The sequence below is a fragment of the Cupriavidus sp. 8B genome, from assembly GCF_054589115.1.
Map to the genome: position 1 here is coordinate 1 of NZ_BAAILO010000290.1, position 26,821 is coordinate 26,821.

19 protein-coding genes and 3 pseudogenes are annotated in these 26,821 nt (G+C 59.7%); 16 read left to right on the forward strand and 6 right to left on the reverse strand.

Annotated elements, in window-relative coordinates; all coding sequences use genetic code 11:
* The first annotated feature begins 92 nt into the window (after positions 1–92).
* The 11 genes and pseudogenes from ACYP5B_RS28715 to ACYP5B_RS28765 all read left to right on the forward strand — a co-directional run bounded on the left by ACYP5B_RS28715 (position 93) and on the right by ACYP5B_RS28765 (position 12,799).
* Positions 93–1,772: an ABC transporter ATP-binding protein/permease gene (locus ACYP5B_RS28715; protein ID WP_459571939.1), complete on the forward strand. Its 1,680-nt coding sequence runs from the start codon at positions 93–95 to the stop codon at positions 1,770–1,772.
* A gap of 647 nt (positions 1,773–2,419) precedes the next feature.
* Positions 2,420–2,899, forward strand: a complete 480-nt coding sequence (locus ACYP5B_RS28720; RefSeq protein ID WP_459571940.1) for a Spy/CpxP family protein refolding chaperone — start codon at positions 2,420–2,422, stop codon at positions 2,897–2,899.
* A gap of 78 nt (positions 2,900–2,977) precedes the next feature.
* A complete protein-coding gene (locus tag ACYP5B_RS28725) occupies positions 2,978–3,349 on the forward strand; it encodes a hypothetical protein (RefSeq protein WP_459571941.1) in 372 nt (123 codons plus the stop codon).
* A gap of 315 nt (positions 3,350–3,664) precedes the next feature.
* Positions 3,665–5,620 (forward strand): AI-2E family transporter, encoded by a 1,956-nt coding sequence (locus ACYP5B_RS28730; RefSeq protein WP_459571942.1) that lies wholly within the window; start codon positions 3,665–3,667, stop codon positions 5,618–5,620.
* A 687-nt stretch (positions 5,621–6,307) separates the two neighbouring features.
* Positions 6,308–7,768 (forward strand): annotated as a pseudogene (locus ACYP5B_RS28735) (GH39 family glycosyl hydrolase).
* A gap of 38 nt (positions 7,769–7,806) precedes the next feature.
* A complete protein-coding gene (locus tag ACYP5B_RS28740; protein ID WP_459571955.1) occupies positions 7,807–9,075 on the forward strand; it encodes a glucoamylase family protein in 1,269 nt (422 codons plus the stop codon).
* 67 nt (positions 9,076–9,142) lie between these two features.
* Positions 9,143–9,610, forward strand: a complete 468-nt coding sequence (locus ACYP5B_RS28745; RefSeq protein ID WP_459571943.1) for a hypothetical protein — start codon at positions 9,143–9,145, stop codon at positions 9,608–9,610.
* The gene (locus ACYP5B_RS28750) at positions 9,607–10,314 is read left to right on the forward strand and encodes an HAD family hydrolase (protein WP_459571944.1); all 708 of its coding nucleotides are present in this window, start codon (positions 9,607–9,609) and stop codon (positions 10,312–10,314) included. Before ACYP5B_RS28745 ends, ACYP5B_RS28750 begins: the two co-directional genes overlap by 4 nt.
* Positions 10,311–11,408 (forward strand): transaldolase, encoded by a 1,098-nt coding sequence (gene tal / locus ACYP5B_RS28755; RefSeq protein ID WP_459571945.1) that lies wholly within the window; start codon positions 10,311–10,313, stop codon positions 11,406–11,408. Before ACYP5B_RS28750 ends, tal begins: the two co-directional genes overlap by 4 nt.
* Positions 11,401–11,796: a hypothetical protein gene (locus tag ACYP5B_RS28760; RefSeq protein ID WP_459571946.1), complete on the forward strand. Its 396-nt coding sequence runs from the start codon at positions 11,401–11,403 to the stop codon at positions 11,794–11,796. Before tal ends, ACYP5B_RS28760 begins: the two co-directional genes overlap by 8 nt.
* A gap of 34 nt (positions 11,797–11,830) precedes the next feature.
* Positions 11,831–12,799 (forward strand): 2-deoxy-5-keto-D-gluconate 6-phosphate aldolase domain-containing protein, encoded by a 969-nt coding sequence (locus ACYP5B_RS28765; protein WP_459571948.1) that lies wholly within the window; start codon positions 11,831–11,833, stop codon positions 12,797–12,799.
* Between the two features lie 185 nt (positions 12,800–12,984).
* On the opposite strand, the gene tkt is transcribed toward ACYP5B_RS28765, so the two are convergent.
* On the reverse strand, positions 12,985–15,063 hold the full coding sequence (gene tkt, locus ACYP5B_RS28770; protein WP_459571956.1) for a transketolase: 2,079 nt from the start codon (positions 15,061–15,063) through the stop codon (positions 12,985–12,987).
* Positions 15,064–15,082: 19 nt separating this feature from the next.
* Here tkt and ACYP5B_RS28775 point away from each other — a divergent pair, with 19 nt between their 5' ends.
* Complete coding sequence (locus ACYP5B_RS28775) at positions 15,083–15,394, forward strand: hypothetical protein (protein WP_459571949.1); 312 nt, start codon at positions 15,083–15,085, stop codon at positions 15,392–15,394.
* Positions 15,395–16,006: 612 nt separating this feature from the next.
* On the opposite strand, the pseudogene ACYP5B_RS28780 reads toward ACYP5B_RS28775, so the two are convergent.
* Together ACYP5B_RS28780 and ACYP5B_RS28785 are read right to left on the reverse strand one after the other, a co-directional pair.
* A pseudogene (locus tag ACYP5B_RS28780) lies at positions 16,007–16,381 on the reverse strand (hypothetical protein); the annotation flags it as partial.
* Between the two features lie 386 nt (positions 16,382–16,767).
* Complete coding sequence (locus ACYP5B_RS28785) at positions 16,768–17,007, reverse strand: hypothetical protein (protein WP_267601787.1); 240 nt, start codon at positions 17,005–17,007, stop codon at positions 16,768–16,770.
* Positions 17,008–18,443: 1,436 nt separating this feature from the next.
* Between ACYP5B_RS28785 and ACYP5B_RS28790 the strand changes: the two genes are divergently transcribed.
* The 3 genes from ACYP5B_RS28790 to ACYP5B_RS28800 all read left to right on the forward strand — a co-directional run bounded on the left by ACYP5B_RS28790 (position 18,444) and on the right by ACYP5B_RS28800 (position 22,838).
* Positions 18,444–19,412, forward strand: coding sequence for a diacylglycerol/lipid kinase family protein (locus ACYP5B_RS28790; RefSeq protein WP_459571950.1), 969 nt, complete (start codon positions 18,444–18,446; stop codon positions 19,410–19,412).
* Positions 19,409–20,263 (forward strand): metallophosphoesterase family protein, encoded by an 855-nt coding sequence (locus tag ACYP5B_RS28795; protein WP_459571951.1) that lies wholly within the window; start codon positions 19,409–19,411, stop codon positions 20,261–20,263. Before ACYP5B_RS28790 ends, ACYP5B_RS28795 begins: the two co-directional genes overlap by 4 nt.
* 2,206 nt (positions 20,264–22,469) lie before the next feature.
* On the forward strand, positions 22,470–22,838 hold the full coding sequence (locus ACYP5B_RS28800; RefSeq protein ID WP_459571952.1) for a BON domain-containing protein: 369 nt from the start codon (positions 22,470–22,472) through the stop codon (positions 22,836–22,838).
* Between the two features lie 25 nt (positions 22,839–22,863).
* Here the strand turns inward: ACYP5B_RS28800 and ACYP5B_RS28805 are convergent.
* The 3 genes and pseudogenes from ACYP5B_RS28805 to ACYP5B_RS28815 form a co-directional block, all read right to left on the reverse strand.
* Positions 22,864–23,312: pseudogene (locus ACYP5B_RS28805) on the reverse strand (sensor histidine kinase); the annotation flags it as partial.
* A gap of 49 nt (positions 23,313–23,361) precedes the next feature.
* Entirely contained in the window at positions 23,362–24,081 is a 720-nt protein-coding gene (locus ACYP5B_RS28810) for a Crp/Fnr family transcriptional regulator (RefSeq protein ID WP_459571953.1), read from the reverse strand.
* Positions 24,082–25,353: 1,272 nt separating this feature from the next.
* Positions 25,354–25,557, reverse strand: coding sequence for a CsbD family protein (locus tag ACYP5B_RS28815; protein WP_441639816.1), 204 nt, complete (start codon positions 25,555–25,557; stop codon positions 25,354–25,356).
* A 796-nt stretch (positions 25,558–26,353) separates the two neighbouring features.
* Between ACYP5B_RS28815 and ACYP5B_RS28820 the strand changes: the two genes are divergently transcribed.
* Complete coding sequence (locus ACYP5B_RS28820) at positions 26,354–26,521, forward strand: hypothetical protein (protein WP_459571954.1); 168 nt, start codon at positions 26,354–26,356, stop codon at positions 26,519–26,521.
* Positions 26,522–26,821 lie beyond the last annotated feature (300 nt).

Genomic DNA, 26,821 nt, shown 5'->3' on the forward strand with positions numbered 1-26,821 from the left:
ACTCGAGGTGTTCGCTCGTATGCTCAAACAAGTTTCTCATCCCCCAACTTCAATTCACTGACGGGGTGTTGCACTTGGGACTTGAAACCGCCATGCGATTCTGGGAAATCGCGAAACCTTACTGGTTCTCGCATGAAAAATGGAAGGCCAGGATACTACTTGTCGTACTGATTCTGCTGCTCCTGGGGCAAACCGGAACCAATGTACTGTTCAACGAACAATCCGGGGAATTCACATCGGCATTGGCAGCAAAAGATGCCGGAAGGTTCTGGCACTCCATTGGCGTATGCGTCTATGTCCTGATCGCGGCCGTTCCGATCTACGCCTTCTACTACTACGTTAGAAACAAGCTTGGCATCCACTGGCGGCGCTGGCTGACCGGCCACTATTTGGAAAAATATTTCATGAATCATGCTTTCTATAGGCTTAATTCCAGTTCGGAGATAGACAATCCAGATCAGCGGATTTCGGAGGATGTCAACACATTCACGAATCAATCCCTATATTTTCTGTTGCTCAGCCTGGGCGCACTCTTACAGCTGTTTGCCTTCAGCGGCGTGCTCTGGTCGATCTCCAGGGAGTTGGTTCTGTTTCTTGTGATCTACGCGATCGCTGGCACGCTGGTTTCGATCTTCCTTTTTGGGCGAGTCCTGATCGGACTGAATTTCTACCAACTGAAACGAGAAGCAGATTTTCGCTATAGCCTGATCCGGGTACGTGAGAACGCCGAGTCGATTACCTTTCATCGTGGCGAGGCACATGAGTCCCTTCACGTGAGGGGCCGCTTCGACCATGTCTTCGCGAATTTCAACAAGCTTATCAAATGGCAGTTGAATCTTAATTTCTTTCAGTATGGTTACGGATTCATAACCATCATGCTGCCGAGTGCCATTGTCGCTTCACGCGTCCTTTCCGGCGAGCTCGAAGTCGGTCGGGCTATCCAGGCAGCCGGCGCCTTTGCCGCGATATTGGCCGCTCTTACCGTCATTGTCGATAATTTTGAAAGCCTGAGCCGATTCGTCGCCGGACTCGACCGGCTGAACACGTTTTCGAGTTCGCTGGCCGAATCGCCAGCAGTGCCTCGCCAAGCCGGGAACAGGATCGAAGCCATGCGAGACTCTCGCCTGGCGCTCGAGCATGTCACCTTGCACACGCCAAATTTCGAACGGACGCTCGTCAGGGATCTCACCGTGTCGATCAACCCCGGGGAGGGATTGCTTATCGTGGGTGCAAGTGGCGGCGGTAAAAGTTCGCTGATGCGCGCGATCGCGGGGTTGTGGAACAGCGGTACCGGGCGCATCGTGCGGCCGGAAACCGAGCAAATGCTGTTCTTGCCGCAGCATCCCTACATGGTGCCGGGAAGCCTGCGCAGCCAGTTGCTCTACCCCAATCACAATGGCCGGAAGGTGTCCGACGCGGAACTCTTGCTGCTGCTAGAGATGGTAAACCTTCCGGACATCGCGGAAAGATTCGGCGGTCTAGATGCGGATCTTGACTGGGGGAAGGTTCTCTCCGTGGGAGAACAACAGCGTCTCACCTTTGCCCGCGTGCTGCTTGCAAAACCACGGTACGCCATGCTGGATGAAGCCACTAGCGCCCTCGATATTGGAAACGAAGAACGCCTTTACTTCCAGCTATCGAATGCGTCGACGACGCTGGTCAGCGTCAGCCACCGCCCCACACTCCTTAAGTATCACCAACAGGTGCTGGAGCTGACGGGAAACGGGGAGTGGAGGCTGCACCCCTCGCAGAGCTACCAGTTTAGCTGGTAGCCGATGGTGCCCTCTCGCACGGCGGCAGAGCCGATCTGAGAAGGCTGCATTCGCAATGCCTGCACTTGAACGCGCCACGAAGCAACGCGTCAGAGCAGCTCCCGCTGGCGCCGCCCTACGGCTGCTTCTTGGATTCCTCCTTGGCGTCACCATACGAGGCCTGTGTCGTGCCGACGATCTGCTCGATCTTGCCAGTCATCTGGGTCTTTGTTTCCCGTACCTTTGCCAAACAGTTCCTTGATCCTCCCCTTAGTCTTCTCGATGCGACCGCTCACTTGACCTTTGTTCATGACATTGTCCTTGGTGAAAGCGGATGGGCGGCCAGCTTGACGCTTACCGGTCGTCACGCGCGCCAGGCGCGCCTCTGTCGGGCGCCACGCCGGTGATCATTGTTGAGGAAATCAGGTTGGCATTGATTCGACGCGATGCCGGTACGAGGACGGACATTGGCAATGTCTCTATTTCCGGCCCGTGCCCGGGATCGCCGAGTGTCGAATACCGAAGCGACGTCCTGCAACGCCGCTTCCCTCGTCCTTGTCCGGTGGCGGACAGACGCGAGCCGGGATTCGGCGCACAAGAACTATGCGATCGCGCCGCCAATGCTGGTGAGCGCCCGGCGAGGTCAATCAAGTCCACGGAGATCGATCATGAAACTCACTGCGCCTTCATTCCGGCCGAAGACTGTATTCGTGCTGTCAGCCACGCTACTTTCTGTGCTGGCGCTGGCGGGCCCCGCCGGGGCCATTACGGCCACGGATTCGCAGGGGTCCGCGCAAGTTTTGAAGATGGCGAAGCAGGACCGCATCGAGGCACACATCCGCGATCTTCATACGAAGCTCCAGATCACCGCCGCCCGGGAACAACTCTGGCAGAAGGTCGCGCAGGTCATGCGCGATAACGCGAGCAAGATGGAATCGCTACGGCAAGCGCGGGAAAATGATGTCAAAGACATGACCGCTGTGCGCGACCTCCAGTCCTATGGGGAGATCGCCGACGCGCATGCCGATGGCATCAAGAAGCTAACGCCCGTGTTCCAGGAACTATACGACAGCATGTCGGACGTCCAGAAAAGGAACGCCGACCTGATCTTCCGGACCAGGCACCCGCACGCTTCAAGGAAAGGCTGAGGGCTGAACCTGGGCAGCAAACGCAGACGCAGGCCACGCGATGCGGCTCGGGCTCCCGCTCAAACACTGGAGATCATTGTGAAAACCTCAATAGCTTGGTCAAGTCGGACGCGCTCGGCAAGCGCGAGGATCGCCAAGGCATTTGGCCTGACGATGGTAACTGGTGGCCTGTGGGCGACGCCGGCGTTCGGCGAAGACAACCACGACCATCCCAGCCAGCAGCGGCGCGGCCAAAATCATGACTATCAGCATCGTCCGGGCCAGCAGGAGGCTGGCGGGAACTGGCACGGCAATCAACGCGACGACCGCCGTGGCGGCAATGGCTATGGCAACCAGCGCTATCGCTATGACGACCAGCGCTCTGGCTACGTCTATGCGCCGCCCCCCGTCACCTACGTGCCGCAACCATCACCCGGAGTCACCCTGGTCTTTCCTCTGCAGTTTCGCTAACCGGGTGAGCACAGCTGGCATACCTCGCCAGCGCTTGGCCTCAAGCAACGCCGCGAGATAGTGGCTAGTGCCCTGGGGCAGCTCCATCCATTAGCGTGGCGCTACCTATCGGCTTCCCTTGCTCATGTCGTGTCTCCGTACGCTGTCGTACCACATCAGCGTCCGCGTTGGCGTAGCCTTAACAAATGGGGGGACAGCCCCGAGACGATATTGCGGAGCGGATAGTTCAAACTGATTGCGATTGGACCGGTTGTTGCAGCCCACACGGGGCTGTTACGCATGAAGAGGAACGACATCGCAAACCTATGAGTAGTTATGTCTGATTCAGAAGATCCGCGCTTTGCGAGGCAAGCGGCGCATCTCAAGCCTTCTGATCTCTCCAGCGTGCAGGGCCTGATCAGCCTCGCCGTCGGCGTGACGGTAGTCGCCGGTCTCTATTTTGGGCGAGACGTTCTGATCCCGATCACACTTGCGATCTTGCTCAGCTTCCTTGTGGCACCTCTGGTCAATTTCTTTTGTCGTATAAAGCTAGGCCGGATTGTTTCGGTTCTACTCGCTGTGATAATTTCGGTTTCGGTGATGGTCTTGTTGGGGGTCGTGATCACCGCGCAAATTACGGATCTCGCCGTCGGCATCCCTCGTTATCAGGCCACCATCGAAGAAAAGATTCATACCGCGCATCGATTGACCGTTGGAAGGCTCAGCAGTCTGGCCGGCACCGCTGGCAAGGCGTTTCAGCGGGCAACCGTGGATTTGCCACAAGCGACTCGCGGACCCCAGTCCGTCTCGTCGGAGGCTCAACCGCCCGCAGCGCTTGCCGTCGAAGTGCGCGAGCCGGCTCCGACGGCCTTTCAGTTGGCACGGCAAGTGCTATCTCCCGCCATCAGGCCGCTTGAGACCGCCTTCATCGTATTCATCGTGACCATTTTTATCCTGCTGCAGCGTGATGACCTGCGAGATCGGGCAATCCGGTTATTTGGCTCGGGCGATTTGCATCGGACCACCACCGCAATGGACGACGCCGCGCGGCGTCTCAGTCGATACTTCGTTTCGCAATTCGGCGTTAACGCGACCGTGGGCGCTGTTATCGGGACAGGGCTGTTCTTCATTGGCGTACCAAGCCCAGTGTTGTGGGGCATCTTGGCCGCGCTGCTGCGTCTTGTACCCTACGTCGGAATCTGGATCGTCGCTATTCTCGCTACCGCACTCGCCGCAGCAGTCAGTCCTGAGTGGTCCATGGCGATCTGGTCACTGGCGCTTTTCGCGACCGTCGAACTGCTAGCCGCTCAGGTCGTTGAGCCGATGTTATATGGCCATAGCACCGGCCTTTCCCCGTTTTCAGTGGTGGTCGCTGCGATTTTCTGGAGTTGGATATGGGGCCCGGTCGGACTCATCCTGTCCACCCCGCTGACTCTTTGCCTGGTTGTCCTCGGCCGGCATGTTGGGCGACTCGAGGTTCTCGACGTGCTGCTGGGCGACCAGCCGACGCTGACTCCGGTTGAGAATTTTTACCAACGAGTGCTCGCCGGCGATCCGGATGAAGCACTTGAGCAAGCCGAACTCCTGCTGCGCGAACGATCACTCTCCTCCTATTACGATGAGGTCGCCCTCAAGGGATTGCAGCTCGCGGCCAACGATGTGTTGCGCGGCGTTGTAACAGCCGCGCAACTGGCGCGAATAGAGGCCACAACGAACGATCTCGTCGAGGGTCTGGACAGCTTCGTGGACATTGATCCGGTCCCAGCCGACGCAAATGGCCACGAGTTCGCGTTGGCACCGTACGTCGATGAACAAGGAGTTCCGCGCCAACCGACTCCATACGGCCCCTCGCCAAGCATCGAAAATCTTACGGCGCGAAGCGCCGAAAGCCTCGTCCTTTGTATAGCAGGAAGGGGACCGCTCGACGAGTTGGCATCGACCATTCTTGTCCAACTCCTTGGAAAGCACGCTCTTGATTGCCGAGTTGTCCCCCACGAAGCGGCCTCGCGCGCCAGAATGCACAATCTGGACGTCACCGCGGCGACGATTGTGTGTATTTTTTACCTAAACATTGACGGCATTCCGTCCCACCTGCGCTACCTTGTGCGGCGCGTGCGGCAACGTTTTCCGGACGCGTCGATCGTCGTGGGCCTCTGGCCAATTGGCGATACAGATCAGTGGAGCGAAGCTCTCCAGAGCGCCATCGGTGTCGATCACTATGCCACTTCGATTCGGGGTATGGTTAGCGCCTGTTTGGCCTCCACCAGAACTGCAAGTGCGATCGCACCATGAGCCACATCTTGGCGGCGTGGTGACGCAAAACCAGGCACGCCACACACGGGAAAGATCACACACCATATCGAGCCATTCTTCACCGCATGCCACAGTCAAGACTTCACCACGCTGTAGCACTCGCACACGTGCTTCTCAAGACCCGGCCGATCGAGGACCGCGACCGAACGGAAGTCCGACCAGTACAACGTGTGGTGCTATCCGTGCCCACTCGGCATCCGGTAACACCGCAAGAAGACAGTTGGCTTTCAGATCGTGTGTGACGCTCATGGCGTCGCCCTTCCTAACCGAGTGATGTTAAGCAATAAGTAGATTTCATCATCCCCGAATAGTCCGACGCGGGGAACTAGAAGGGCACTTAATGAATTTAGGGAAGCAACGCAGCAAATAGAACAAGACCGGTTCTGACATTCAGGGACGGAACCGTGCAACCGTGCCGCCTAAACCGCTGAAGAAAATTATCCGAACTGTACGGCCCCGGACGGCGGCGGGTGCCAGGGACGGGCTATACATAGAGGAACGAATGCACCCAAAGCCTTGCGGATCAATTGAATTTCGACAAGATACGTCTTGCAGGATTGAAGTCATCCGCGCCACAGATCGGTAACGTGCAGTCATGACGCCATTCGGGGATTACGCATCGGACTCGCCTGCCTGCCTATCACTTCGTCTTCCTCGCCTTCAGTCATGGCCACCACTTTCAACTGCGATCTCGCCGCGACACCGCTCCCACTGGCACACCCCTGGCAACACACCGTGGGAAGCTGTCACGCACCCATAGCGCTCCGCGCCGATTGGCAAGCCCAACTGTGCCGTGCACATCTCGATCTCGGCTTCCGCCATGTGCGCTTTCACGGCATCCTGTGTGACGACATGAGTACCGTCAGTTATGGCGGCAACCGGTGGTCGTACTCATTCTTCAATGCCGACCAGATATTCGATTTCCTGTTATCCATTGACATGAAGCCGCTCATTGAACTGTCATTCATGCCGACGGCGCTGGCGTCTGGCACGGCTACCGTATTTCACTATCGTGCCAACATAACCCCTCCAGCGGATTATCGGCAGTGGGGCCTGTTGATCCATGAACTGGTAAGCCATTGGGTCGCGCGCTATGGCATCGCCGAAGTCTCCCAGTGGCTGTTCGAAGTCTGGAACGAACCCAATCTGCGACAGTTCTGGACCGGCGACCAGTAGGGCTATTTCGCGCTCTATCGCACCACAGTCGACGCGATCAAGCGCATCGACGATCGCCTGCAGGTCGGCGGCCCCGCGACCGCGCAGAATGCCTGGATTGACGAGTTCATCGGCTATTGCGAGCAGAACAGGCTTGCCGTCGATTCCATCAGCACACACTTTTACCCCACCGACGCGTCTCCTCAATTTGGCCCAGACTCAATTTCGCAACTGGAACACGCGCCGAAGGATGTGATGCGAGAGCGTGCCTTGCAAGCACGCGCCCAGGCGCGCGGACGTCCCCTTCTGTATACCGAATGGAATATCACCGCCAATCCGCGTGATCCGCTGCTCGACCAGGCATTTGCCGCGGCGCTGGCGGTGCGGATTGCAATGAGCGTGGACGGCATCGTGGATGCGTATGGCTATTGGACGTTCTCCGACCTCTTCGAGGAAGGCGGCTTCCCGAGCGCTCCCTTTCATGGGGGCTTCGGCTTGTTGACTTTGCACGGCATTGCCAAACCGGTTTATCGGGCATTCCAGCTGATGCTGCGTCTTGGCGATGGTCGGCTTCCCGTCCTGGGCAGCCATGAGACAGTCGCCGTCTGGGTAGGAAAACTGAACACTGGCCAGCGCCCCACCTCCAGTGTATTGCTGGTCAACCAGGCGATGCCGCGTCATCCCATTCGCAGTGAAACGGCACAGCTGAGGCTCTCCGGGACGGCCGGCCGGCGCCCGTGCCGGGTAACCGTATCGCGCATCGACCCGGATCATTGCAACCCGGTGGCGGCGTGGCGCGCGCTTGGGCAACCGGAATACCTGATCACTGAAGATGTCGAGCGAATCAGTGCCGCGGCGATGCTTTCGGATGACGTGCATGCCTTCCTTTTCGATCGCGAAACGACAGTGATCGAGGTCGTCCTGCCGCCCCAATCGGTGGCATCGCTGCAAATTGAATGGAGCCCGCCGTGACGGATGTCGTTCGCCAGGAGCAGAATTCCGCAACTGACATGCTGCAAAGCCTGCAGCGGGATTCGTTTGCGTACTTCATACATGAGGCGAATCCGGCAAACGGTTTGGTGTCCGACAAGACGCTCGACAACTGGCCGGCCAGCATAGCGGCAATCGGCATGGCGCTCACGGTCTACCCGATCGGCGTCGAACACCATTTCATATCGCGCAACCACGCCTTGCAACGGACGTTGGCGACGCTGCGGTTCCTGGCAGGCAGCGAGCAGAGCACTGCACCCAATGCGAGCGGCTACAAGGGGTTCTATTATCATTTCCTGGATATGACGTCAGGTCGCAGGGCCTGGCATTGCGAGTTGTCGAGTGTCGATACAGCGATCCTGGTCGCCGGATTGCTGACTGCTGCCGCGTACTTCCAGGAGGCTTCAGCCGGCGAAACCGAGATCAGGCGGCTGGCGGATATGCTCTACAAGCGGGTTGACTGGCGCTGGATGCTTGGAGCCGCTCCGCTTGTGTGCCACGGTTGGACACCGGAACATGGATTCCTGAAATGGCATTGGGAAGGTTATGACGAAGCGCTGATCCTGTATGTCCTCGCGCTTGGGTCGCCGACCTTTCCCATTCCCGAACGCTGCTACCTGGCATGGTCCAAAACCTATCGATGGAAGACCATTTACGGGATCGAGTATCTATACGCCGGTCCGTTGTTCATCCATCAGTTGTCGCACGTCTGGATCGATTTTCGCGGTATCCGCGACCCGTTCATGCAGGAGCGTGAGTGCGATTATTTCGAGAACAGTCGCCGCGCTGCCTTTGTACAGCAGCAATATGCGATGCGGAATCCGCTCGGATTCATGCTGTATGGGGAATTCTGCTGGGGCACGTCCGCCAGCGACGGACCCGGCGCGGTCTCCAGGAACGTCAACGGCGTGCCGCGTATCTTCTTCGACTATGTTGCGCGCGGGGCGCCCTATGGCCCCGATGACGGCACGCTCGCACCATGGGCCGTGGTGGCCTCCCTGCCGTTTGCCCCCGAGATCGTATTGCCGACGATCGAGCACTTTAACCGACTCCGGCTCTGTGAAGCCAATCCTTATGGCTTCAAGGCGTCTTTCAATCCAACGTTCCCATGCGAACCCGCCCGCAAAGCCGGTTGGGTGTCGCCCTATCACTTCGGCATCAATGAAGGACCGACGGTCATCATGATTGACAACTACCTGACCGGGCTGGTCTGGGCGCTCCTGCGGCAATGTCCCTACATCGTAGGCGGCCTGCGCCGCGCCGGCTTCAGCGGCGGATGGCTGGACTGAATCCCGGGACAAGCGGGTACACCGGAGCGCCATCGAACGTCCGCATGTGTTGCCGGCAGCAGGAGCCGTGGGGGCCGGCCCGGCCGACGGCCAGCGCAACCGTACGTTGGCAGACCGAAATTGCATATCCCTTGCGGTAGATTGCTCACCATACGCTACCCGCCGCGCGGCCCAGCCAAGAAATGACCCGCTTCATCATGGCCCACGAAGTAGACGACGAATCCGCGCATGCCGGTGGATCTTCGGGCTCGGTTCTGGGGAACACGGCCATGGCTGCAGCGTCGCTTCGGCGCAGGCGCTCATCCGGACATTGCACGCCTGCTTTCCCGAGGAGGGGATTTTCCGTATCGACCACTACCTCGGCAAGGAAGCGGTTACGGTCGAAGCGACCCGGCGTGTGGTTGACCCGATCCTCGGCGACGCGGTGCCGGCTTTCGAGTACGAGCCGGATACGTGGGGGCCACCAGCGGCCGGCCGGATCCTGGCTGGCGACGATCGATGGCACAACCCCGCATCAGAGGAGGTTTTGCCATGAAAACGCGAGAGAAGCTGGTCTTCCTGCTGGACTGCGATAACACGCTGCTTGATAACGATCGCCTCCAGGACGATCTCCAGGCACACCTCGACCATGCGTTTGGCGCCGCGAACCGGGAGCGCTATTGGCAGATCTTCGAGGCGTTGCGTGCCGAACTGGGATACGCCGATTACCTGGGCGCGTTGCAGCGCTACCGCCTCGACAGCCTGAACGATCCGCGCCTACTGCTGATGTCTGCGTTCCTGGTGGACTATCCGTTTGCAGACCGCTTGTACCCCGGAGCGCTCGACGTCATCGAACACCTTGGCGCCTGGGGGCCCACGGTCGTCCTGTCCGATGGCGACGTGGTTTTCCAGCCGCGCAAGATCCAGCGTTCCGGCTTATGGAAAGCAGTCGAGGGGCGCGTGCTGATCTATATTCATAAGGAGACCATGCTCGACGACGTCGAGCAGCGCTACCCGGCTCGTCATTACGTTATGGTCGACGACAAGCTGCGCATCCTGGCGGCAATGAAGGCGGTATGGAAAGACAGGCTCACAACCGTCTTTCCGCGGCAGGGGCACTACGCCCACGACCCGCATGCCGTGACCGCATATCCAGCCGCCGACCTGACGCTCGAGCACATCGGTGACCTGCTCAACTATGACTTGGCGGTCCTGCTGGATGCTGCCCGGGCGGGTCATACCGAACAGAGGTCTCCATGAACGCCACCGAACGTCTTCAAGCACTGGGTCAAAGCCTGTGGCTCGACAACATCTCGCGCGGGCTGCTGGAAAGCGGTACGCTGCAGCGCTATGTGCGCGAGTTCTCCGTCACCGGGCTCACTTCGAACTCCACGATCTTCGATCATGCCATTCGGAACACGAATTTCTACGATGAGACAGTTCAAGCAAAGACTGCTGCAGGGAAGTCAGGGGAGGCCCTCTTGCTCGAGCTGGCGCTGGAGGACCTGACCCGTGCCGCCGATCTCTTCCTCCCCATCCATGAGGCGACGGCTGGCGTCGACGGTTGGGTCTCGCTGGAAGTCTCTCCCTTGCTGGCAAACGATGCGGCGGGCACGGTGCGCGAAGCCGCGCAACTCCATGCTCGCGCGCGGCGGGCCAATCTCTTCATCAAGATTCCGGGCATGCCTGCCAGCGTCATCGCCATCGAAGAATCGATCTTCGCCGGCGTGCCGATCAACGTCACGCTGCTATTCTCCAGTGAGCAGTACCTTGCGGCGGCGGCGGCCTACCTGCGCGGCATCGAGCGGCGCATCGCCGCCGGTCTCGATCCGAAGGTCGGCTCAGTCGCCTCGATCTTTATCAGTCGATGGGACGTGGCGGTCAAGGACAAGATTCCCGCCGCGCTGGCCAATCGTCTTGGCATCGCCATTGCGCGGCGCGCATACCGGGCCTATCGCGAACTATTGAACGCGCCGCGCTGGCGCAAGCTGGCGAACGGCGGCGCGCTGCCGCAACGCCTGCTGTGGTCCAGCACCGGCACCAAGGATCCTGCCGCACCGGACACGCTATATCTGGAGGCGCTCGCCGCACCCGACACCATCAGCACCATCCCCGAAGCCACCCTGCTCGCTTTCGCCGATCACGGCGCGGTGACCGGCACCATGGCGGCGGATGGCGGCGATGCGCAAGACGTGCTCGCCGCCTTTGCACAAGCCGGCGTGGATGCAGCGGCGCTGGCCAGCCGGTTGCAGCGGGAGGGCGCAGAATCCTTCGCCAAATCCCGGGCCGATTTGATGACTGTGGGCGCGGCGCTCGCGCACAGCGAATCGGGCGGCGTTGGCTATCATGTTTGACCCGGCATCCATCCGCGACCCGCGGCCGTCCGATCGGCCGGCGTGGCCGGCGCTCGCGGCGCATCACTGGCAGGTGCGTCATCTGCACCTGTGGCAGATCTTTGCCGACGATCCGCAGCGAGGCGAGCGCCTTGTCGGCAAAGCCGCTGGCATCTATCTCGAGATGGAAAGCAACGACAAGCATGTCACGCTCGATGGCGATCGCCGAGCCCCTGACTCCGAGGCGCTGGGGACGCTGGTCGCTCGAGCACCGTGTTTTGGCGCAAGGGTGAGCTGGCGCATCGACTCCTTCGAGCATTGGGGGGAGGAACTTGGCTGCGCATCATTCCGGAGTTTGAGGACGCCGGGGAGCCGACGCCCGGACACGACAGTTCCATCAACACATTGATCCGGCGTTGTCGCCGGCTTCGGGAGGGACCATCATGAATCTCGGCTACAAATCACCGCTCTACCTATTGTCGTTCGATCATCGCCAATCCTATGTGACCGGCATGTTCCAGTTCGAGCCGCCGCTGACGCCGGACCAGCGCAAGACGGTAGCGGGCAGCAAGCAACTCATCTACGATGGCTTCAGGGAAGCCGTCGACGATGGGGTGCCGGCGTCTTGCGCCGGCATTCTGGTTGATGAAGAATTCGGCGCCGGTATTCTTCGCGATGCGATACGCAGTGGCTACGTCACCGCGGTCTCGGTCGAGAAGAGCGGTTCGGACGAATTCGAGTTCGAATATGGCGAGGCGTTTGCGGAGCACATCGATGCCTTCAGGCCGACCTTCGCGAAAGTGTTGGTGCGCTATAACCCGGATGGCGATGCCGCGCTCAATTTGCGGCAGACAGCCCGCCTGAGACAGCTGACCGACTACTGCCGGAAGGCTGCGCAACGCTTCATGTTCGAGTTGCTGGTACCGGCCACGAAGGTACAGTTGGAGCAGGTCCAGGTGGACAACGATGCCTACGATCGGCGAACTCGCCCTGCCCTGATGCGCCAGGCCGTCCGTACCCTGCAGGATGCAGGCATCGAGCCGGATATCTGGAAGATCGAAGGACTCGATGACCGCGAAGATTACGAACAACTGGTCGAAACCGTGCGGCGTGGCGGACGGGGTGAAGTCGGCTGCATCGTGTTGGGGCGCGACGCCGACGAACGGCGCGTGGTGGCATGGCTCGAAACTGCGGCGCAGGTGCCGGGGCTGATTGGCTTCGCGGTTGGACGCACCACCTTCTGGGACGCGATCACCGACTACGAATCAAAGAAGTTGACGAGGCCGGACGCCGTTTCCCGCATCGCCCAATGCTATGGCGAACGGGTGGCAATCTTCGAACGGGCGCGCGTGTCCGGCCCTGGCGCGGGATCCGATCTCTCGGAAACCACAGCACCAAGGACAATGCCATGAAAATAAGTCCCCTGGCCGGCAAACCATGGATCGGGCGCATCTGTGTAGTATGCCGTGACGAGCCTCGGTACATTCACCAGGATTGCCCTTGAGGATCATCTGCGCCGGATCGCAAAGGAGGCGCAGGCAATTGTCGATGCCGCGCTTGGAGCCTGAGAAGGCTGCCAGTATACACACAGCCTCTGCTATGGGTGGATCAGCAAAGCCGCCCGCCTGCAAACGTTCTCGACGGTAAAACCGTATTCGCGCATCACGATCTCGCCCGCGGTCGATGCGCCGAAGCGGTCTACCGCCAGCACATCGCCGCGGTCGCCGACAAAGCGGTGCCAGCCTTGCGAGACGCCTGCTTCGACCGCCAACCGTGCAGCGACCTCAGGGGGAAATACCGCCTCACGGTACGCCTTCGGCTGGGCATCGAACAGTTCCCAACTTGGCATCGAGACAATACGCGCCTGGATGTTCTCCCGCGCCAGTTTGATCTGTGCAGCGACGATCAGCGAGACTTCCGAGCCGCTGGCAATCAGGATCAATTCCGGATTGCCGTTCGGGGCGTCGGCCAGGATGTAAGCGCCTCGCTGCAAGCCGTCGGCGGCGGCGAATTGCGTACGGTCCAGGGTGGGAACGTTCTGCCGCGTGAGCACCAGTGCCACCGGCCGGTCGCAAGTTGCCAGCGCGACGCGCCAGGCGATGGCGGCTTCGTTGGCATCCGCAGGACGAATCACGACTAGGCGTGGCAACGCGCGCAAGCTGGCAAGCTGCTCCACTGGCTGATGCGTGGAGCCGTCCTCGCCCAGCGCGATGCTGTCGTGGGTGAAGATGTAGATAACGTGCAGGCCCATCAGCGCGGCAAGGCGAATCGCCGGGCGCATGTAGTCGGAGAAAATCAGGAAAGTCGCGCCGAAAGGCACCATTGCGCCGTGCGCAGCCATGCCGTTCATGATCGCGCCCATGGCATGCTCTCGCACGCCAAAATGCACATTGCGGCCGGCGCGGCTCCAGCCCCCGCCGTTGGAGCCCTGTCTGTCAGCTGCGCTAATGTTGGTTGGCTCAAAGTCCCCCAACCCTTTCAGCGCGGTATAGGTCGACGGGTCCAGATCCGCCGAGCCGCCGATCAGCGCGGGAAACAGCGGAGCGATGGCGTTCATGACCTTCCCCGATGCGGCGCGCGTGGCCATGCCTTTGCTGTCCGCGGGAAACTGCGGGATCGCCGCCTCCCATCCGGAAGAGTCCCCAGTGACTCCGCCACGCATGCGTTCTCCTAGCTCCACCGCAAGATCAGGGAATTGCTTTTCGTAGGCGGAGAATTTTTGGCGCCATTCCCCTTCGGCCTGCTCTCCCTCCTCGCTCGCCTCAAGAAAACGCGAGCTCGCCGGTTCGGGGATATGGAATGGCGGATCCTCCGGCCAGCCGAGGTTCTGTTTGGTCACCCGGACCTCTTCCACGCCGAGCGGCGAACCGTGCGCTTCGAATGTGTCTTGCTTGTTGGGCGACCCATAACCGAGATGCGTGCGCACCAGGATTAGAGACGGTCGCCTGGTCTCGGCGCGGGCGGCATGCAGCGCCTGCTCGATGGATGGCAGGTCGTTACCGTCCTCCACCAAATGGGTATGCCAGCCATAGGCATCAAAGCGCTGCGCAGCATCCTCTGTAAACGTGATACCCGTGCTTGCGGAGAGCGTGACGCCATTATCGTCGTACAGGTAGATCAGCTTGCCCAAATGCAGATGCCCAGCCAGTGAAGCGGCTTCGGACGCAATGCCTTCCATCAGGTCGCCGTCGCTCACGATGCCGTAGGTAAAGTGATTGATGATGTCGAAACCATCGCGGTTGTAGCGAGCGGCCAGATTCGCTTCCGCCATCGCCATGCCCACGCCGTTGCCAAAGCCTTGACCGAGCGGTCCGGTTGTCACTTCGACGCCCGGCGTCAGGCCTCGCTCCGGGTGGCCCGGCGTGATGCTGCCCCACTGCCGGAATTGCCGAAGCTGTTCGAGCGGCAGATCATATCCTGCGAGGTGGAGAAAGCTGTATAGCAGCGCCGAGCCGTGGCCCGCGGATAGCACGAAACGGTCCCGGTCGAACCAAAGCGGATTGGCTGGATGATGCTTGAGAAAACGGGTCCAAAGCACATAGGCCATCGGCGCCGCACCCAGCGGCATGCCGGGGTGGCCGCTGTTGGCGTTCTGCACGGCATCGACCGACAGGAAGCGCAGAGTGTTGACGCAAAGGTCATCCAGTGCGGCTGTCGGGAGTTCAGTAGAGAGCATCGAGTTCAATCAGGAGTCTATGAATTCCGACGCGGTGCATCCTTTTCGCGTCGCAGCAGAAGAGCGACGCGAACTCGCGTCTTCCGATAGGCACTCCCAACTGATCAACGAGACCGCGCCGAGAAACACGAATCCGACAAGGCAAATCAACGCATCGACCGGGTCGATTCCCTCGTGGGAGGCCACTCTGAAGAGCTGCCACCCGACCAAGCCGATCCAGACCACCGCCGCCAAAGCGCTAATGACACCTAGGCTCAAGCAGAGCCTGGAAACCATCGCGCGCCATGGCGGGTGGAGCGAAGCGATGATCGTATTCATGGAATACTCCTAGCCCTATGTAACGAGCAGCCTTGGTCCGCTAGCGTGGATGGCCTGGTGGTAGTTTTAACTGGCACACGGACGAGGCACTACTGTTCTCCTCAGATACCTACCTGGCCCCAATGACCTGTGAGGAATTCGCCTGCTTCAGGAGTGGTCGCCAGCGTTCGACGCGCGTGGCGAAATTCTCTAAAGGCGAATCCGACTATAAAGGACCGGATAGCGATGACGAGCTCTCCACCTTGGACGAAGGCCTCACCTCAATCCCAAAAAGCCAAGCAAGAACAGAACAATAACCACAGCTCCGACAAGCCAGACGATGTTCATGACGCTCTCCTTAAATTTCCCACTAGCTCAAACAGTTGTGAGATGCGTGGTCACGGACCCACTCACGAAACGTGCAGCGAGAGCTAGCCATCCGTCACAACAAAGACCTGCAGCGCTGCTAGTTACGGGATGTGCGAGGATATATGCCTCGCGTGCGCGATCCTAGAACATCGCTGGTGCGCGCAGGGTGTAGTAGAACACTCTCACATGCCACACGGGTGCGTCTGTACGGTAGCAGTCAAAACGCCCTTCACCCGATGCGTCAAGTCGCTGTTCCTGTCCCCTTGGGATGATCAAGTCACTTAGGCCGGCCGCAGCACGCGCCTTGAAAACTGAGACCTTGTAGATCCAACTCGACACGCGGTATCCGAATGATGAACACGGGCGTCTGCGTCCAGACAGGTCCAGCAGTTTCGGGTGGTGTCCTCAATGCAATTGAGTGACAACCTGTCGCACAAATGATGGTGTAGGAGTAGCCGACGCCGGGGCGATCGGCCAGCGAAGCCCATGCCGCCCAACTGACGAAGGCGGTGAACGCTTCGGCTCCCGCGGATCCGTGATGAGGATCGGTGCCAGCCTGCCGTTCGCTTCGGAGTGTTGGGAAGGATCGGTCCAGTGATTGATTGCGGGCGATGGGCCTCTGCTCCGCAGGCGTCAGCGTGAGTACATGGGTGGCGTTGTAAACGTCGTAAGCATCGGTTGTGTTGTGGTGGCGCCGGCGCGGCCGTGATCTTCAGCCGCCTGATACAAGTGGCCGCCGCTGGCCTCTATCGGGCCAAGCGTTGTGCTGAGCGGAAGCGGGCTTGGCCCCGCACCGCGCCCGCCCCGGCTGCTCACACCTTCCCGCTGGCCCCTTCGCAGGGCGGAGCGAGTAAATGCCGATCTTGCCCTTCTGAATACTGAAGGACTACATCCTCGCCCTAACTTTCCAGACTCGCTCGCGCGCCACTTGGATGAGCATGGCCACATCGCAGTGCGGCGGCACGACCGATCGAAGGACAGGGGAGGAGCCGCGTAACAGCCGCGCAGCTCTCTTGTGGATGTCGGAAGGTCCAAGGATTATGTGCCGGTCACGTAGACTAAAGCCGTCAGGTCCGCGCCGATCACGTTGGTCTGGATCGTCGGACTCAGGCACAACTCCTTTACCAGCCAAGACTTGCCGGCGGCGTCCGGCAGGCGAATGACCACACCAATAGCGAGGTGAGGGATGGGCGCGTCTGCGGTCAGCTCAGCCACGAGAACAGGAGCGCCGGCGGGCGTGGCGTTGGTTACATCAATGAAGGTGTATTTGAAAGCCATAGGATCTCCTAGGTATTGTCTGTTGCCGCACCAGAGCCACGACGTTTCATTTTGAAACAGCTGCTTCTTGGTGAATGGCTGCAGAAATTGCTTCGTTACTGGATCGGCTCCGCTTTGGCGAGCCAGAAACGATCACTGGCCACAACCCGGCGCGCAAAATTTGCGACACTTTGAAAGCACCGTCGGCTCTGGAAACTAACTCCACCATTATTTTGGTCCCTACTTGGTACAATACCGGCCGTGGGCGCGGTGCTCGCCTACCCAGTGTCCGTGCTCGCCTCATTTTGCCCTTCGGCCACTCGCTCGGAGCATGACCACTATTTCATTAGGTAAATCACAATGACAATCACCGCGATTGCCGCGAGTGTAACGAGAACGAAGGGAAGCATCGGCTGGTCCAACAACTGAGTTCTTCAGTCTCGTTTACACCGCACGCAAATGCTATCGGGCACGCACTGATTTCATACCGGATTCGTCCTACAAATCTCGGTCTATGCGAGGCGGCATGGCGGCAGGCCGGATAGCGAGCCAGTCGCATCTGGGCTGATCTGAACTTCGGTACGTAGGCCGCACGCATTGAGTTGGGACCCCGACCGTGCACGTCGACATGATGCCGGACGGCTACCCTCTGAGTTCTGACCGAGCCGCCGACGAGTCCGTACCCGGGTCCCCGCCCAGGCGTGCGCTCGTCGAACGCAAGTTGCCTCCACTGGGCGGACATTGAACCCAACATTCGCGACGACGATCCTTGCGGCGGACATATGGTGCGTCTGCCGCGGCACGGCCGGCGCGGATGACGCGGCATCACCACTTTCCCGGGTCTGGCAATTTGCCGACGGCGGCGTGTATGCGAGCTTTACCGAGTGTTCGGCAGCCCAATGACCCCTTTGACTGTTTCGATACCGAAATCGGGCACCGCACGCGGGATGCGCCTCTGCCGCAAGTCCTCGCTGATGTGACGCGTGACACCCTTTACCTGGTGCGATCGACCGAAATCAAACGCATTTACTAGGGCGCGACTCGGGACGCCAAGGCGCGCCTCTGTCAGTATTATCGGAGCCACCGAGGTGCATATCGTTCCCGGTATTCGCTCGGAAGCGTCCGCTATCAGAGCGGCGAGTGTGATGATTGAGAAACTCCAATTTTGATTCGACTACGCACCGTGAGCGATGGGCTGGATGCTTCGCGGGACAAAAAACAGCAACGCTGTGGTGTGTCGACGGATGCAGTTGCCACGGTACGTCTCTGTTCAGATCCAGAACCTGTTGGCGATACTTCAAGAGTATGGCCAATGGTTAGGGCTGACCAGATTTGTAGCTGTGGCCACCAGTCGTCGATATCCAATGCTGGTGGCTTTATACCTGGGCCAGGCGCCGCACCATATTGTTGGCTTCGAGGGCTATCATGTGTCACCACGTTTACTGGCCGACGCCTAAATGCCTCCCACTCCGGTCGACGCTGCAGCGCCATTTCATATCGTCCTGAATGTAGGGTCCGGCAGCAACGATGCTGCCGCCACGCGCAGCACGATCGAGACGATCTTGGCCCGCGCTAAGCGCGAGCACCACGTGCGCATGATCGAGCGGCCCGAGCAGATAGACCAAGTCGCACGGCAGACCGTCGATGAAGCACGCTCTCGCGGCGGCGTGGTGGTCGCTGCCGGCGGCGACGGCACGATCCGCACGGTCGCGCAGGCGACACTCGGAAGCGGTTGCCTGTTCGGCGTACTGCCACAAGGTACCTTCAACTATTTCGGCCGGACCCATGGTATCCCGGCCGACACGGCTGATGCGACGCAACTCCTGCTGTCGGCACATGCGTATCCTGTACAAGTAGGGCTGGTCAACGATCGCGTGTTCTTGGTCAATGCGAGCCTTGGACTCTACCCGGAACTGCTCGAGGACCGTGAGGCCTACAAGCGAATATTCGGCCGCAGCCGAATCGTGGCGGTACTGTCGGCACTGGTCACGCTGCTGCAAGAACATCGGTCGTTGCGGTTGCTAATTGAGCACGATGGAGACACACGCCCGATGCGCACGCCGACGCTGTTCGTCGGCAACAACCGACTTCAACTCGAGCGGATCGGCATTCCGCAAGCGTCGGAGCCGGAACATGGCTTACTCGTCGCGTTGACGATGCGACCGGTCGGCATGCTGACACAGTATTGGCTGATAGTGCGCGGTGCGCTCGGCAAGCTTGGCACTTCCGACGACGTGATCAGTTTTGCCTTCCGGCGGATCACGGTCACGCCCTCAACGCGCCGTCGAGCGCGCGGCATGAAGGTCGCGACCGACGGCGAAATCGTCTGGCTCCAACCGCCCTTCGAATTCCGGGTCGCAGCTGAGCCGCTCTATCTGTTGAAACCCGAGCCCTCCGACGCACCCTCGCCTTCTAACCGCTCATGACCTTGCTACTTCAGATTTCCGATCCCCACTTCGGCACTGAACTGCCAGATGTCGTTGAGGCGTTGGTGCGCCTCGTGCACGACGCCGCGCCGGAACTGGTTGTGCTATCCGGCGACATTACGCAACGCGCGCGACGCAAGCAGTTTCTCGCCGCGCGCGCGTTCGTCGACCGGCTCCACGTCGCCGCAACGCTGATAATCCCGGGTAACCACGATATTCCGCTGTTCAATCTAGGCTCGCGTCTGTTCCATCCGTATGCGAACTACCGCCAGGCATTCGGCGATGAGCTCGAGCCGATATTCGAATCGGACCAATGGCTAGTTATCACGCTGAACACCACACGCTTCTATCGCCACAAGAACGGCGAGGTATCCGCCGAACAAGTCGAACGCGTTGCGGCGCGTCTCGAACAGGCTGCCGAGACGCAGTTGCGCGTGGTGGTCACGCACCAGCCGGTCGCGGTGACCAGTGTGCACGACAAGACGAACCTGCTGCACGGTTGCGCGGCGGCAGTGCGCCGCTGGTCGCAGGCCGGCGCGGACTTGATCCTTGGCGGCCACATCCACTTGCCTTTCGTCACCGCGCTGCATGAGCGCTTTGCTACGCTGCCCCGCAAGGTCTGGGCCGTGCAGGCCGGTACGGCGGTGTCGTCGCGCGTGCGCTTCGAAGCCGGCAATTCCGTCAACCTAATTCGCGGCGTGTCGTCGGCCAGTCGACGGCGCAGCGCGTTGGTAGAACGCTGGGATTACGTCGACGGACAGCACCGCTTCCAGCGCGTTGACGTTATCGAATTACACTTCGATGCGTCGCTCGAACGCAGACTGAGGGATGGCACTAACAGTGCGAGGTGAACTGGGCATTCGTACGGCCGAGATAACGGCCGGCCGGTTGCGAGCGGAACAGAAAAGCCCCGGTAACGCAATTCTCGGATGAAGGGCACGGTAGACCTCGACTATGAGAGCGCCTGGGAAGATGCGTCTGAGCTTGGAAACGGCGAATACGCGTTTCTTGCTCGCTCCCGCAATTTGCACCAGAGTCAAATTTAGCGCTTACAGTGCCTCTCGAGCTACTGAGCCAACTCCCCGTAACACAAGAAAATGCAGTGATGGCAAACATGTTCAATTAGCGTCCATTCGGACCATGCTCTTCGTTCCTGTTCTCGCCATGCTTGTCCTGCGGTCCACTCTGGGGGTGTTGCATTTGTGACGGCGGTTGCGCAGAGTGCGTCTGATGCGTTGGTTGTGCGGGGGGCATCTGCTGCACAGCTTGCCCGGTTTGTGACTGCGCTGGCTGCTGTTGCCGTTGCTGATTCGGTTGCGAATGCTGCTGTTGAGTCGGCAATCGCTGCTGACCGGGCGCTTCCTGCTGCGACTCGGGGCGCGCAATGTCCGCGCTGCCGTGCTGTTGAGCACGCTGCATGGTGTCCTGTGGTCCAGGCTGGGGGTGTTGCATTTGCGGTGGCGGCTGCACAGAGTGTACGGTCTCTGAAGGCGGCATCTGCTGGACAGGTTGTCTGGGTCTCGGTAGCGGGGGTTGAACCTGCTGCGGTTGCGGATTCGGCTGCGACGAAGATCGTTGCTGCACAGGGGCTTGCGGCTGCGGCTGGGTGCGGAAGCTCCCCGCGTTGCCCTGTTGTTGATAATGCTGCTGCGTTACGGTTTCACGCGGCTGGTAGTGGTAGTTCTCGGATCGAATCGCATTTTGTTGTTCTGTTGCGCGAGGATATCGGACCCCCGAATACTGCCGCTGGTAGTCGGGCAACCGTGCGGAAGGTGGAGCGGAGCGATGGTCCCATTGGGCCCACCCGCTTCGACGATCTTCCCAGTCGCGGCCCCAGTGCTGACCCCAGCGTGGTGGCGCGCCAGGATTCCAGCCGCGAAAGTACGCTGGAGGTCTCCGATAGTAGCGTATCGGAATGCGCAGCACGAACAGCGGCACCTCATAACGTCCCACCAACTGCCACGGCCCGTTGTACCAGCTACTCGCATACCAGTTATCTCCCTGGTACACCCAGTACAGGCCGTCGTAGAAGAAGTAATTCGATTTCAACTGAGGGGCATAGTAGACAGGATAACCCGGGACCGGGACGAGCGCCGGATACGCCGGCAAGTTGATACCAATGCTGACGCCACTCAATCCAACGTATACGCTGGTCTGAGCGTGAACTGAACTCGGCGGGCAGAGCAGGATCGACAACGCAATAAGCAAGCAACGCATTTTCGCTCTCTATATTCAGCAATTACTTCAGCGTAAGCGCAGCGCGCGGCTGCTCATTGCCCTAGGTCAACGGTTCTGGGCGGTACGGGCCGCGACGGAAGCAACGTGGGCGAGCGCAGCCTCAGCGACGATCCGCCTCACCTCAGTGGCACCGCACTGCGGTGGAGCTTTTCGCGGCGAGTCGTGTCATTGATTGGTACTCCCCTTTTTGCCACCAATCGCTCCGTTCCTGGTGGAGAGACGCGTTTGAAGTGAAAGTAGATGGGAACTTGAATCGAGTCGGTACGCTACCGTGCAATAGCGGTGGCTCTCAGTTCGCAGGTGGATTTTGGCGAAGTCAGGTCGGCCCCGCGCTCTACGAAATCAGGCAAGAGGTCCGCGTAGATCACGGCGATTGCCCTTCATGGACTTTCTTTCTTTTCAGTGAAGGAGCTGTTGGCCTCAGTGCCCCTCGAGAGTGATGCGATCTTTCCACGCGCCGCCACAGGGGAATCTTGTAGAGCATATCAACCAGTTCCCGACCATGGCAATCGTATCTCTGCTTCACGTGATGGAACCCGACGACGAAGTGCATGCTCTGGATGGGTCACACGGACAAACGAAGACCGCCCCAGGAACAACGGTCAGCGAGTTCCAAGTGTGCATATGAAGTTCACCGTGTCCGCCATCGTACCGACTTCAAGATGAAATGGTGTCAGCCTGAGTTCTTCGGGGGAGCTGCGTGACGAAGGAGCGGATCTTTCGTGATGCCAAGCCGGCCGGCCGCCATTTTCAGGGCAATTTGATTACCGGAGCACTCCGTCTGTAATTACTGATTCGATCCAAATCGAGGTAGTTCAAATGAAATCCAGCCCTCTCATCAAATTCGCCACGGGCGCCGCATGCATCATGCTCGCGGCGAGCTTATATGCTCCGCTTAGCCAAGGTGCAACTGACGCCCCGGCGGCGTCGCCCATGAACCCCAATCCCACGCATGAGACGGCTGGTGAGGGCATCAACGATACGGCGATCACGACCAAGGTCAAGGCTAGCCTGCTCGAGCAAAAGAATCTGAGTTCGACCAACATCCACGTGCGCACCCGCGAAGGCGTGGTACGGCTAACCGGCAGCGTTCCGTCAGCGGCACAGAAGCAGACGGCAGCCGATGTTGTCCACGGGGTCGCCGGCGTGAAGTCGGTAGAGAATCAACTACGCATCCACAAGTCGTGATGTTCGGACAGCGCCCGGCGAGTAGTAGGGGGCTTCGCACGTCGTGCCCCAGCATTCCAAGAAACAAGTTGCGAGCCTGGTCCACTTGCGCAGTGAAAAGACCGATCGATCGGGCGATTCAGGCTGACAATCGTCTATCCATAGACGAAGAACGCTTGCACGCAGAGCCCGGAACTCAGCGGCCAGTTGATTGATGTCGAAGCCGCTTCGCAAGCGAAGATGGGCATGCGTCTGTGCTGCGGTTTCCGTAGCGTCGAGCAATCGAGGGGCCATCCCCCTCGACTTTTCTGCCTGGGCAATCTGGGTCTGGAAAGTAGACAAAACCTTTGCGACTGCCCGCAGAATTTACTCCGTGTGGTCGCGCAATGCGCGCGGGTTCATACTCGCCGCGGCCGGCAATTGGGTACCCGTAAACGCTTCCCGCTGCACCAAGATGGTCTCCATGTCGCGCAGAATGAAGTCAGCCAGTCGCATTTTTTGCCATGGGGATCCGGAGTGGTTCGCACGTGCTAACCTGACAAGCTCAAATCGCTCGTAGGTCGGGCAACAGACGATCGCATTCTTGCTTCACGACGGCATAGCATTCGCACACGCGCTGCTCCAGCCCAGGTCGGTCGAGTACCTCGATATGCCCATGGTGGTAGCGGATCAGGCCGGCGCTCTGCAGTTTCAGCGCCGCCTCTGTCACGCCAGATCTTCGCACGCCCAGCATATTGGCGATTAACTCCTGTGTCATGCGCAGTTCGTTGGACGGCAAGCGGTCCATGCTCAGCAACAGCCAACGGCAAAGTTGCTGGTCGATTGAATGATGCCGATTGCAGACAGCAGTCTGCGCCATTTGCGTGATCAGTGACTGCGTATAGCGGAGCAGCAGTCGCTGCATTGGGCCACCTCGATTGAATTCTTGCTTCATGGCGGCGCTGCTCAGCTTATAGGCACGGCCAGCGCTTTGCACGATCGCACGGCTCGGTGTGGTTTCCCCTCCCATGAAAAGGGCAACCCCCACGATGCCTTCGTTACCGACAATCGCAATCTCGGCTGACGAACCGTCCTCCATTACGTAGAGAAGAGAAATGATCGACGTGGTCGGGAAGTACACGTGATCGAGGCGGTCTCCAGACTCGTAAATAACGTGGCCTAGCGGCATATCGACCGCCACGAGTAGCGGAGTTAGGCGATCCCACTCCACTTCGGGTAGAACGGACAAAAGATGGTTTTCCCTAGGATTTTCATGCGTTTGCATGCGTCTGGCCTCATTGCTCGTGAGATGCCCGTTGCGGCACTTATACGCGGGCAATTGGCGGGGCGGCGCCGCAATCTAAATATACGCCGACTAGCGAACGACTAGAAAGGGATCTTTACCAGATATCGGGCACTCCAAAATTCTTCTTACCCGGCCGGCCTTGGCATTGCTAGAGTGATCCATCAGGCGCGGCCACGGCCGCGAGGGTGCGGCGGCGGATCTCGCCCTCGACAGAAGCCGATCCCCTCTCGGCCCGATACCTTCGCCTCGCCACGCCACCCTCGGTGCTAGCAAGGTGCTTTTCGCCGCACTACTTCGGCCACCATCCAATGCCGTAGGGTCGTCGACTGCGCGGCACCGCGGGCCGCTTTGCCAGCACGTTGGTCAAGTCGCCGCCGAGGGGCACGCCGCGCTGGATTACACTTTCAGGCCCGACGTGGTGCTTCTGGATATCGGCTTGCCAGACATGGACGGCTATGAGGTGGCGCGCCGAATCCGATCTATGCCAGGTCACGCCCACTTGCGGTTGGTCGCTTCGTTGGTCAGTAGGGTCGGCACGGCAACCAGCGTGCGCAGCGAGTGTGGAACACCTGACTTGAGTTCAAGGCCAGGTAACGTCTTCGCGCCAAACCTCCAGGTCACTGCGCGATTGACGAGCGCGGTAGCGACAGCGCGCACCATGAGGTTGCAGGCACCCCAACATCGCACGGCCGCGCTAGAGGCGACCTCGCTGGTGGGCCCGCGTTGCCAGTTTGTCCGTCGCGGGCGAGGGCTACACAAGCTGGACGCGCCGCAGCGCCATCTTGCCCATATTGCCGCAAAGCCGGCACGGCAGGCGCCGGGGCCGCCTATCCTACTAATCCGAAGGCCAGAACGAGCGGAAGTGGCCTGCCCGGGTGCCCGCGCGGTCCAATCCTACGTGCACGCACGTGGCGTCGAATTTCGCTGGGACTGTCGGGTAAACGAGCTTGAATCTCCTTGAAACACGCCGGGGTAGCCGAGGATTACGGTAGACGCGGTTCGACGTCCTGGTTCGAGGCGCAGATGATCGCGTATGAGTAGCAACGTTTCTGGCGCGTAAATTGCTGGTTACCTCATTCAAGGCCAAACCTACCGCAGTTCAAATGCGCGAGCCCACTCCACTTCGGGTAGAGCGGATAAGGGATGGTTTTCCCTCTAGGCGTGTCGCGGCCTATGGGGATAAACCTCACTGGTGGCACCGGGCGCAAACGTTCCTTACTCAATGACAGGCGCCAGCGCGTTGAGCAATGTCTACCACTTGGTGTCACGCTCCCACGCTTTCATTTCTTCCTCAGCCTGTTCCTTCGTATAGCCATAGCGTTCCTGGATTTTTCCAGCGAGTTGATCGCGCTTACCTTCTATCCGGGTTAGGTCATCGTCAGTCAGCTTTCCCCACTTTTCCTTGACCTTGCCTTTTGCTTGCTCCCACTTGCCTTCGATCTGATCCCAGTTCATGGTCAACTCCCATTCGGGTTCCTGATGGTGAATCCGCTGCCGGACCTGCCCACTTCCTCAACAAGCGGCGACGGCATGCCCCGCCCACCGAGCCAATGACTACGTGCCGTATCTGGCCTTCGCGTCCGAAATGCATTTGTCCTTGGCGCTGCCGAAATCGCACTTGTCCTTATCAGCCAGATAGTTAGCGTCCGAGACCTCCGTCTGTGACTTGCCCGATTACTTGCCGTACCGTGCCTTCACGTCCGCCGTACAGTCGAAGGTCGGCGCAGGCCGAACAGTTTCCCGCCAACGCCGAGGATTCGGCCGAAAGACCCCACCGGCCAGGCAATCGCGTCCACCAGGCTACAGCATGGGCCTCTCCGGCGGAACCGCCGAGTCAACAGCCCCTCCGGTGATCCCGCACTGCAACATCGATTGGCCTAAGATCTAGTCCCAATTTAGGATGGCGATGTCAGGTATTCAAGCATGCGGTGCATGGCAGAGACCGCGATGGAGTCGGGCGGTCTGGACGATGTACAAGCGATCCAGGATGCGACAGTTAGACGTCGGCCAGGCGAAGGCTGTCCTAAAAAAACATGTCACACCTTGATAATGCGTCTGGGACGGTATTGAATATGTCTTCCGGGCGCGCGCGGTAGGCGCCCCGTGGTCGAGGACCTCGTACAAAGGAAGTCACAGTCTCCGCCGCGTCCCATGCGCACAGTGCGAGGACTACAAGTGACGCCTCCCAGAAGACCTGAATTTAAACATAGGAGACAACAGGATGCTGAGTCCTCATGAATTGGCGACCCTCATGCTGATCAAGGACGGCCCGGCCGCCACTGAACTGGATCGCGCGGATCTTGACACCCTCCTCGAACACCAGTTCGTCAACCTAGAGGAACTCCCCTCCGGACACCAACGTCCCCGCATCACGGCTAGGGGCGGTACCATCCTCAATGCCATCGCGGGAACTCGCTGAGGGAGCTGGAGGCGTTGTATGCGGCCCTCATGATGGCACTGTAGGCGAGTGGTTCGCTTGATCGTCATCGCTGATGGGTGCCTCGATGCGTCTAACCCCCACGAGGTTGCATTGCATCGTGATACGCCCCTGTAGTCCAACACACATCCTGTCGCACAAACATAGTCGTCCGATTCTCTCGGACACGCGTCGAGTCGAATTTCAGGAGTCTCCTGAGAAACAAGACTGGCGGCTGGGGTTAGGCGGCCACCTCTACCGGATTAACCTGAAACCCGAGGGCCGCGGCACGCCGTTTGAGCG

What these genes read in the sequence shown, in the direction of transcription:
- ACYP5B_RS28715 (WP_459571939.1), top strand. Translation starts at nt 93, where the DNA reads ATGCGATTCTGGGAAATCGCGAAACCTTACTGGTTCTCGCATGAAAAA.
- ACYP5B_RS28720 (WP_459571940.1), top strand. Translation starts at nt 2,420, where the DNA reads ATGAAACTCACTGCGCCTTCATTCCGGCCGAAGACTGTATTCGTGCTG.
- ACYP5B_RS28730 (WP_459571942.1), top strand. Translation starts at nt 3,665, where the DNA reads ATGTCTGATTCAGAAGATCCGCGCTTTGCGAGGCAAGCGGCGCATCTC.
- ACYP5B_RS28740 (WP_459571955.1), top strand. Translation starts at nt 7,807, where the DNA reads ATGCTGCAAAGCCTGCAGCGGGATTCGTTTGCGTACTTCATACATGAG.
- ACYP5B_RS28750 (WP_459571944.1), top strand. Translation starts at nt 9,607, where the DNA reads ATGAAAACGCGAGAGAAGCTGGTCTTCCTGCTGGACTGCGATAACACG.
- tal (WP_459571945.1), top strand. Translation starts at nt 10,311, where the DNA reads ATGAACGCCACCGAACGTCTTCAAGCACTGGGTCAAAGCCTGTGGCTC.
- ACYP5B_RS28760 (WP_459571946.1), top strand. Translation starts at nt 11,401, where the DNA reads ATGTTTGACCCGGCATCCATCCGCGACCCGCGGCCGTCCGATCGGCCG.
- ACYP5B_RS28765 (WP_459571948.1), top strand. Translation starts at nt 11,831, where the DNA reads ATGAATCTCGGCTACAAATCACCGCTCTACCTATTGTCGTTCGATCAT.
- tkt (WP_459571956.1), bottom strand. Translation starts at nt 15,063, where the DNA reads ATGCTCTCTACTGAACTCCCGACAGCCGCACTGGATGACCTTTGCGTC.
- ACYP5B_RS28775 (WP_459571949.1), top strand. Translation starts at nt 15,083, where the DNA reads ATGAATTCCGACGCGGTGCATCCTTTTCGCGTCGCAGCAGAAGAGCGA.
- ACYP5B_RS28785 (WP_267601787.1), bottom strand. Translation starts at nt 17,007, where the DNA reads ATGGCTTTCAAATACACCTTCATTGATGTAACCAACGCCACGCCCGCC.
- ACYP5B_RS28790 (WP_459571950.1), top strand. Translation starts at nt 18,444, where the DNA reads ATGCCTCCCACTCCGGTCGACGCTGCAGCGCCATTTCATATCGTCCTG.
- ACYP5B_RS28795 (WP_459571951.1), top strand. Translation starts at nt 19,409, where the DNA reads ATGACCTTGCTACTTCAGATTTCCGATCCCCACTTCGGCACTGAACTG.
- ACYP5B_RS28800 (WP_459571952.1), top strand. Translation starts at nt 22,470, where the DNA reads ATGAAATCCAGCCCTCTCATCAAATTCGCCACGGGCGCCGCATGCATC.
- ACYP5B_RS28810 (WP_459571953.1), bottom strand. Translation starts at nt 24,081, where the DNA reads ATGCAAACGCATGAAAATCCTAGGGAAAACCATCTTTTGTCCGTTCTA.
- ACYP5B_RS28815 (WP_441639816.1), bottom strand. Translation starts at nt 25,557, where the DNA reads ATGAACTGGGATCAGATCGAAGGCAAGTGGGAGCAAGCAAAAGGCAAG.
- ACYP5B_RS28820 (WP_459571954.1), top strand. Translation starts at nt 26,354, where the DNA reads ATGCTGATCAAGGACGGCCCGGCCGCCACTGAACTGGATCGCGCGGAT.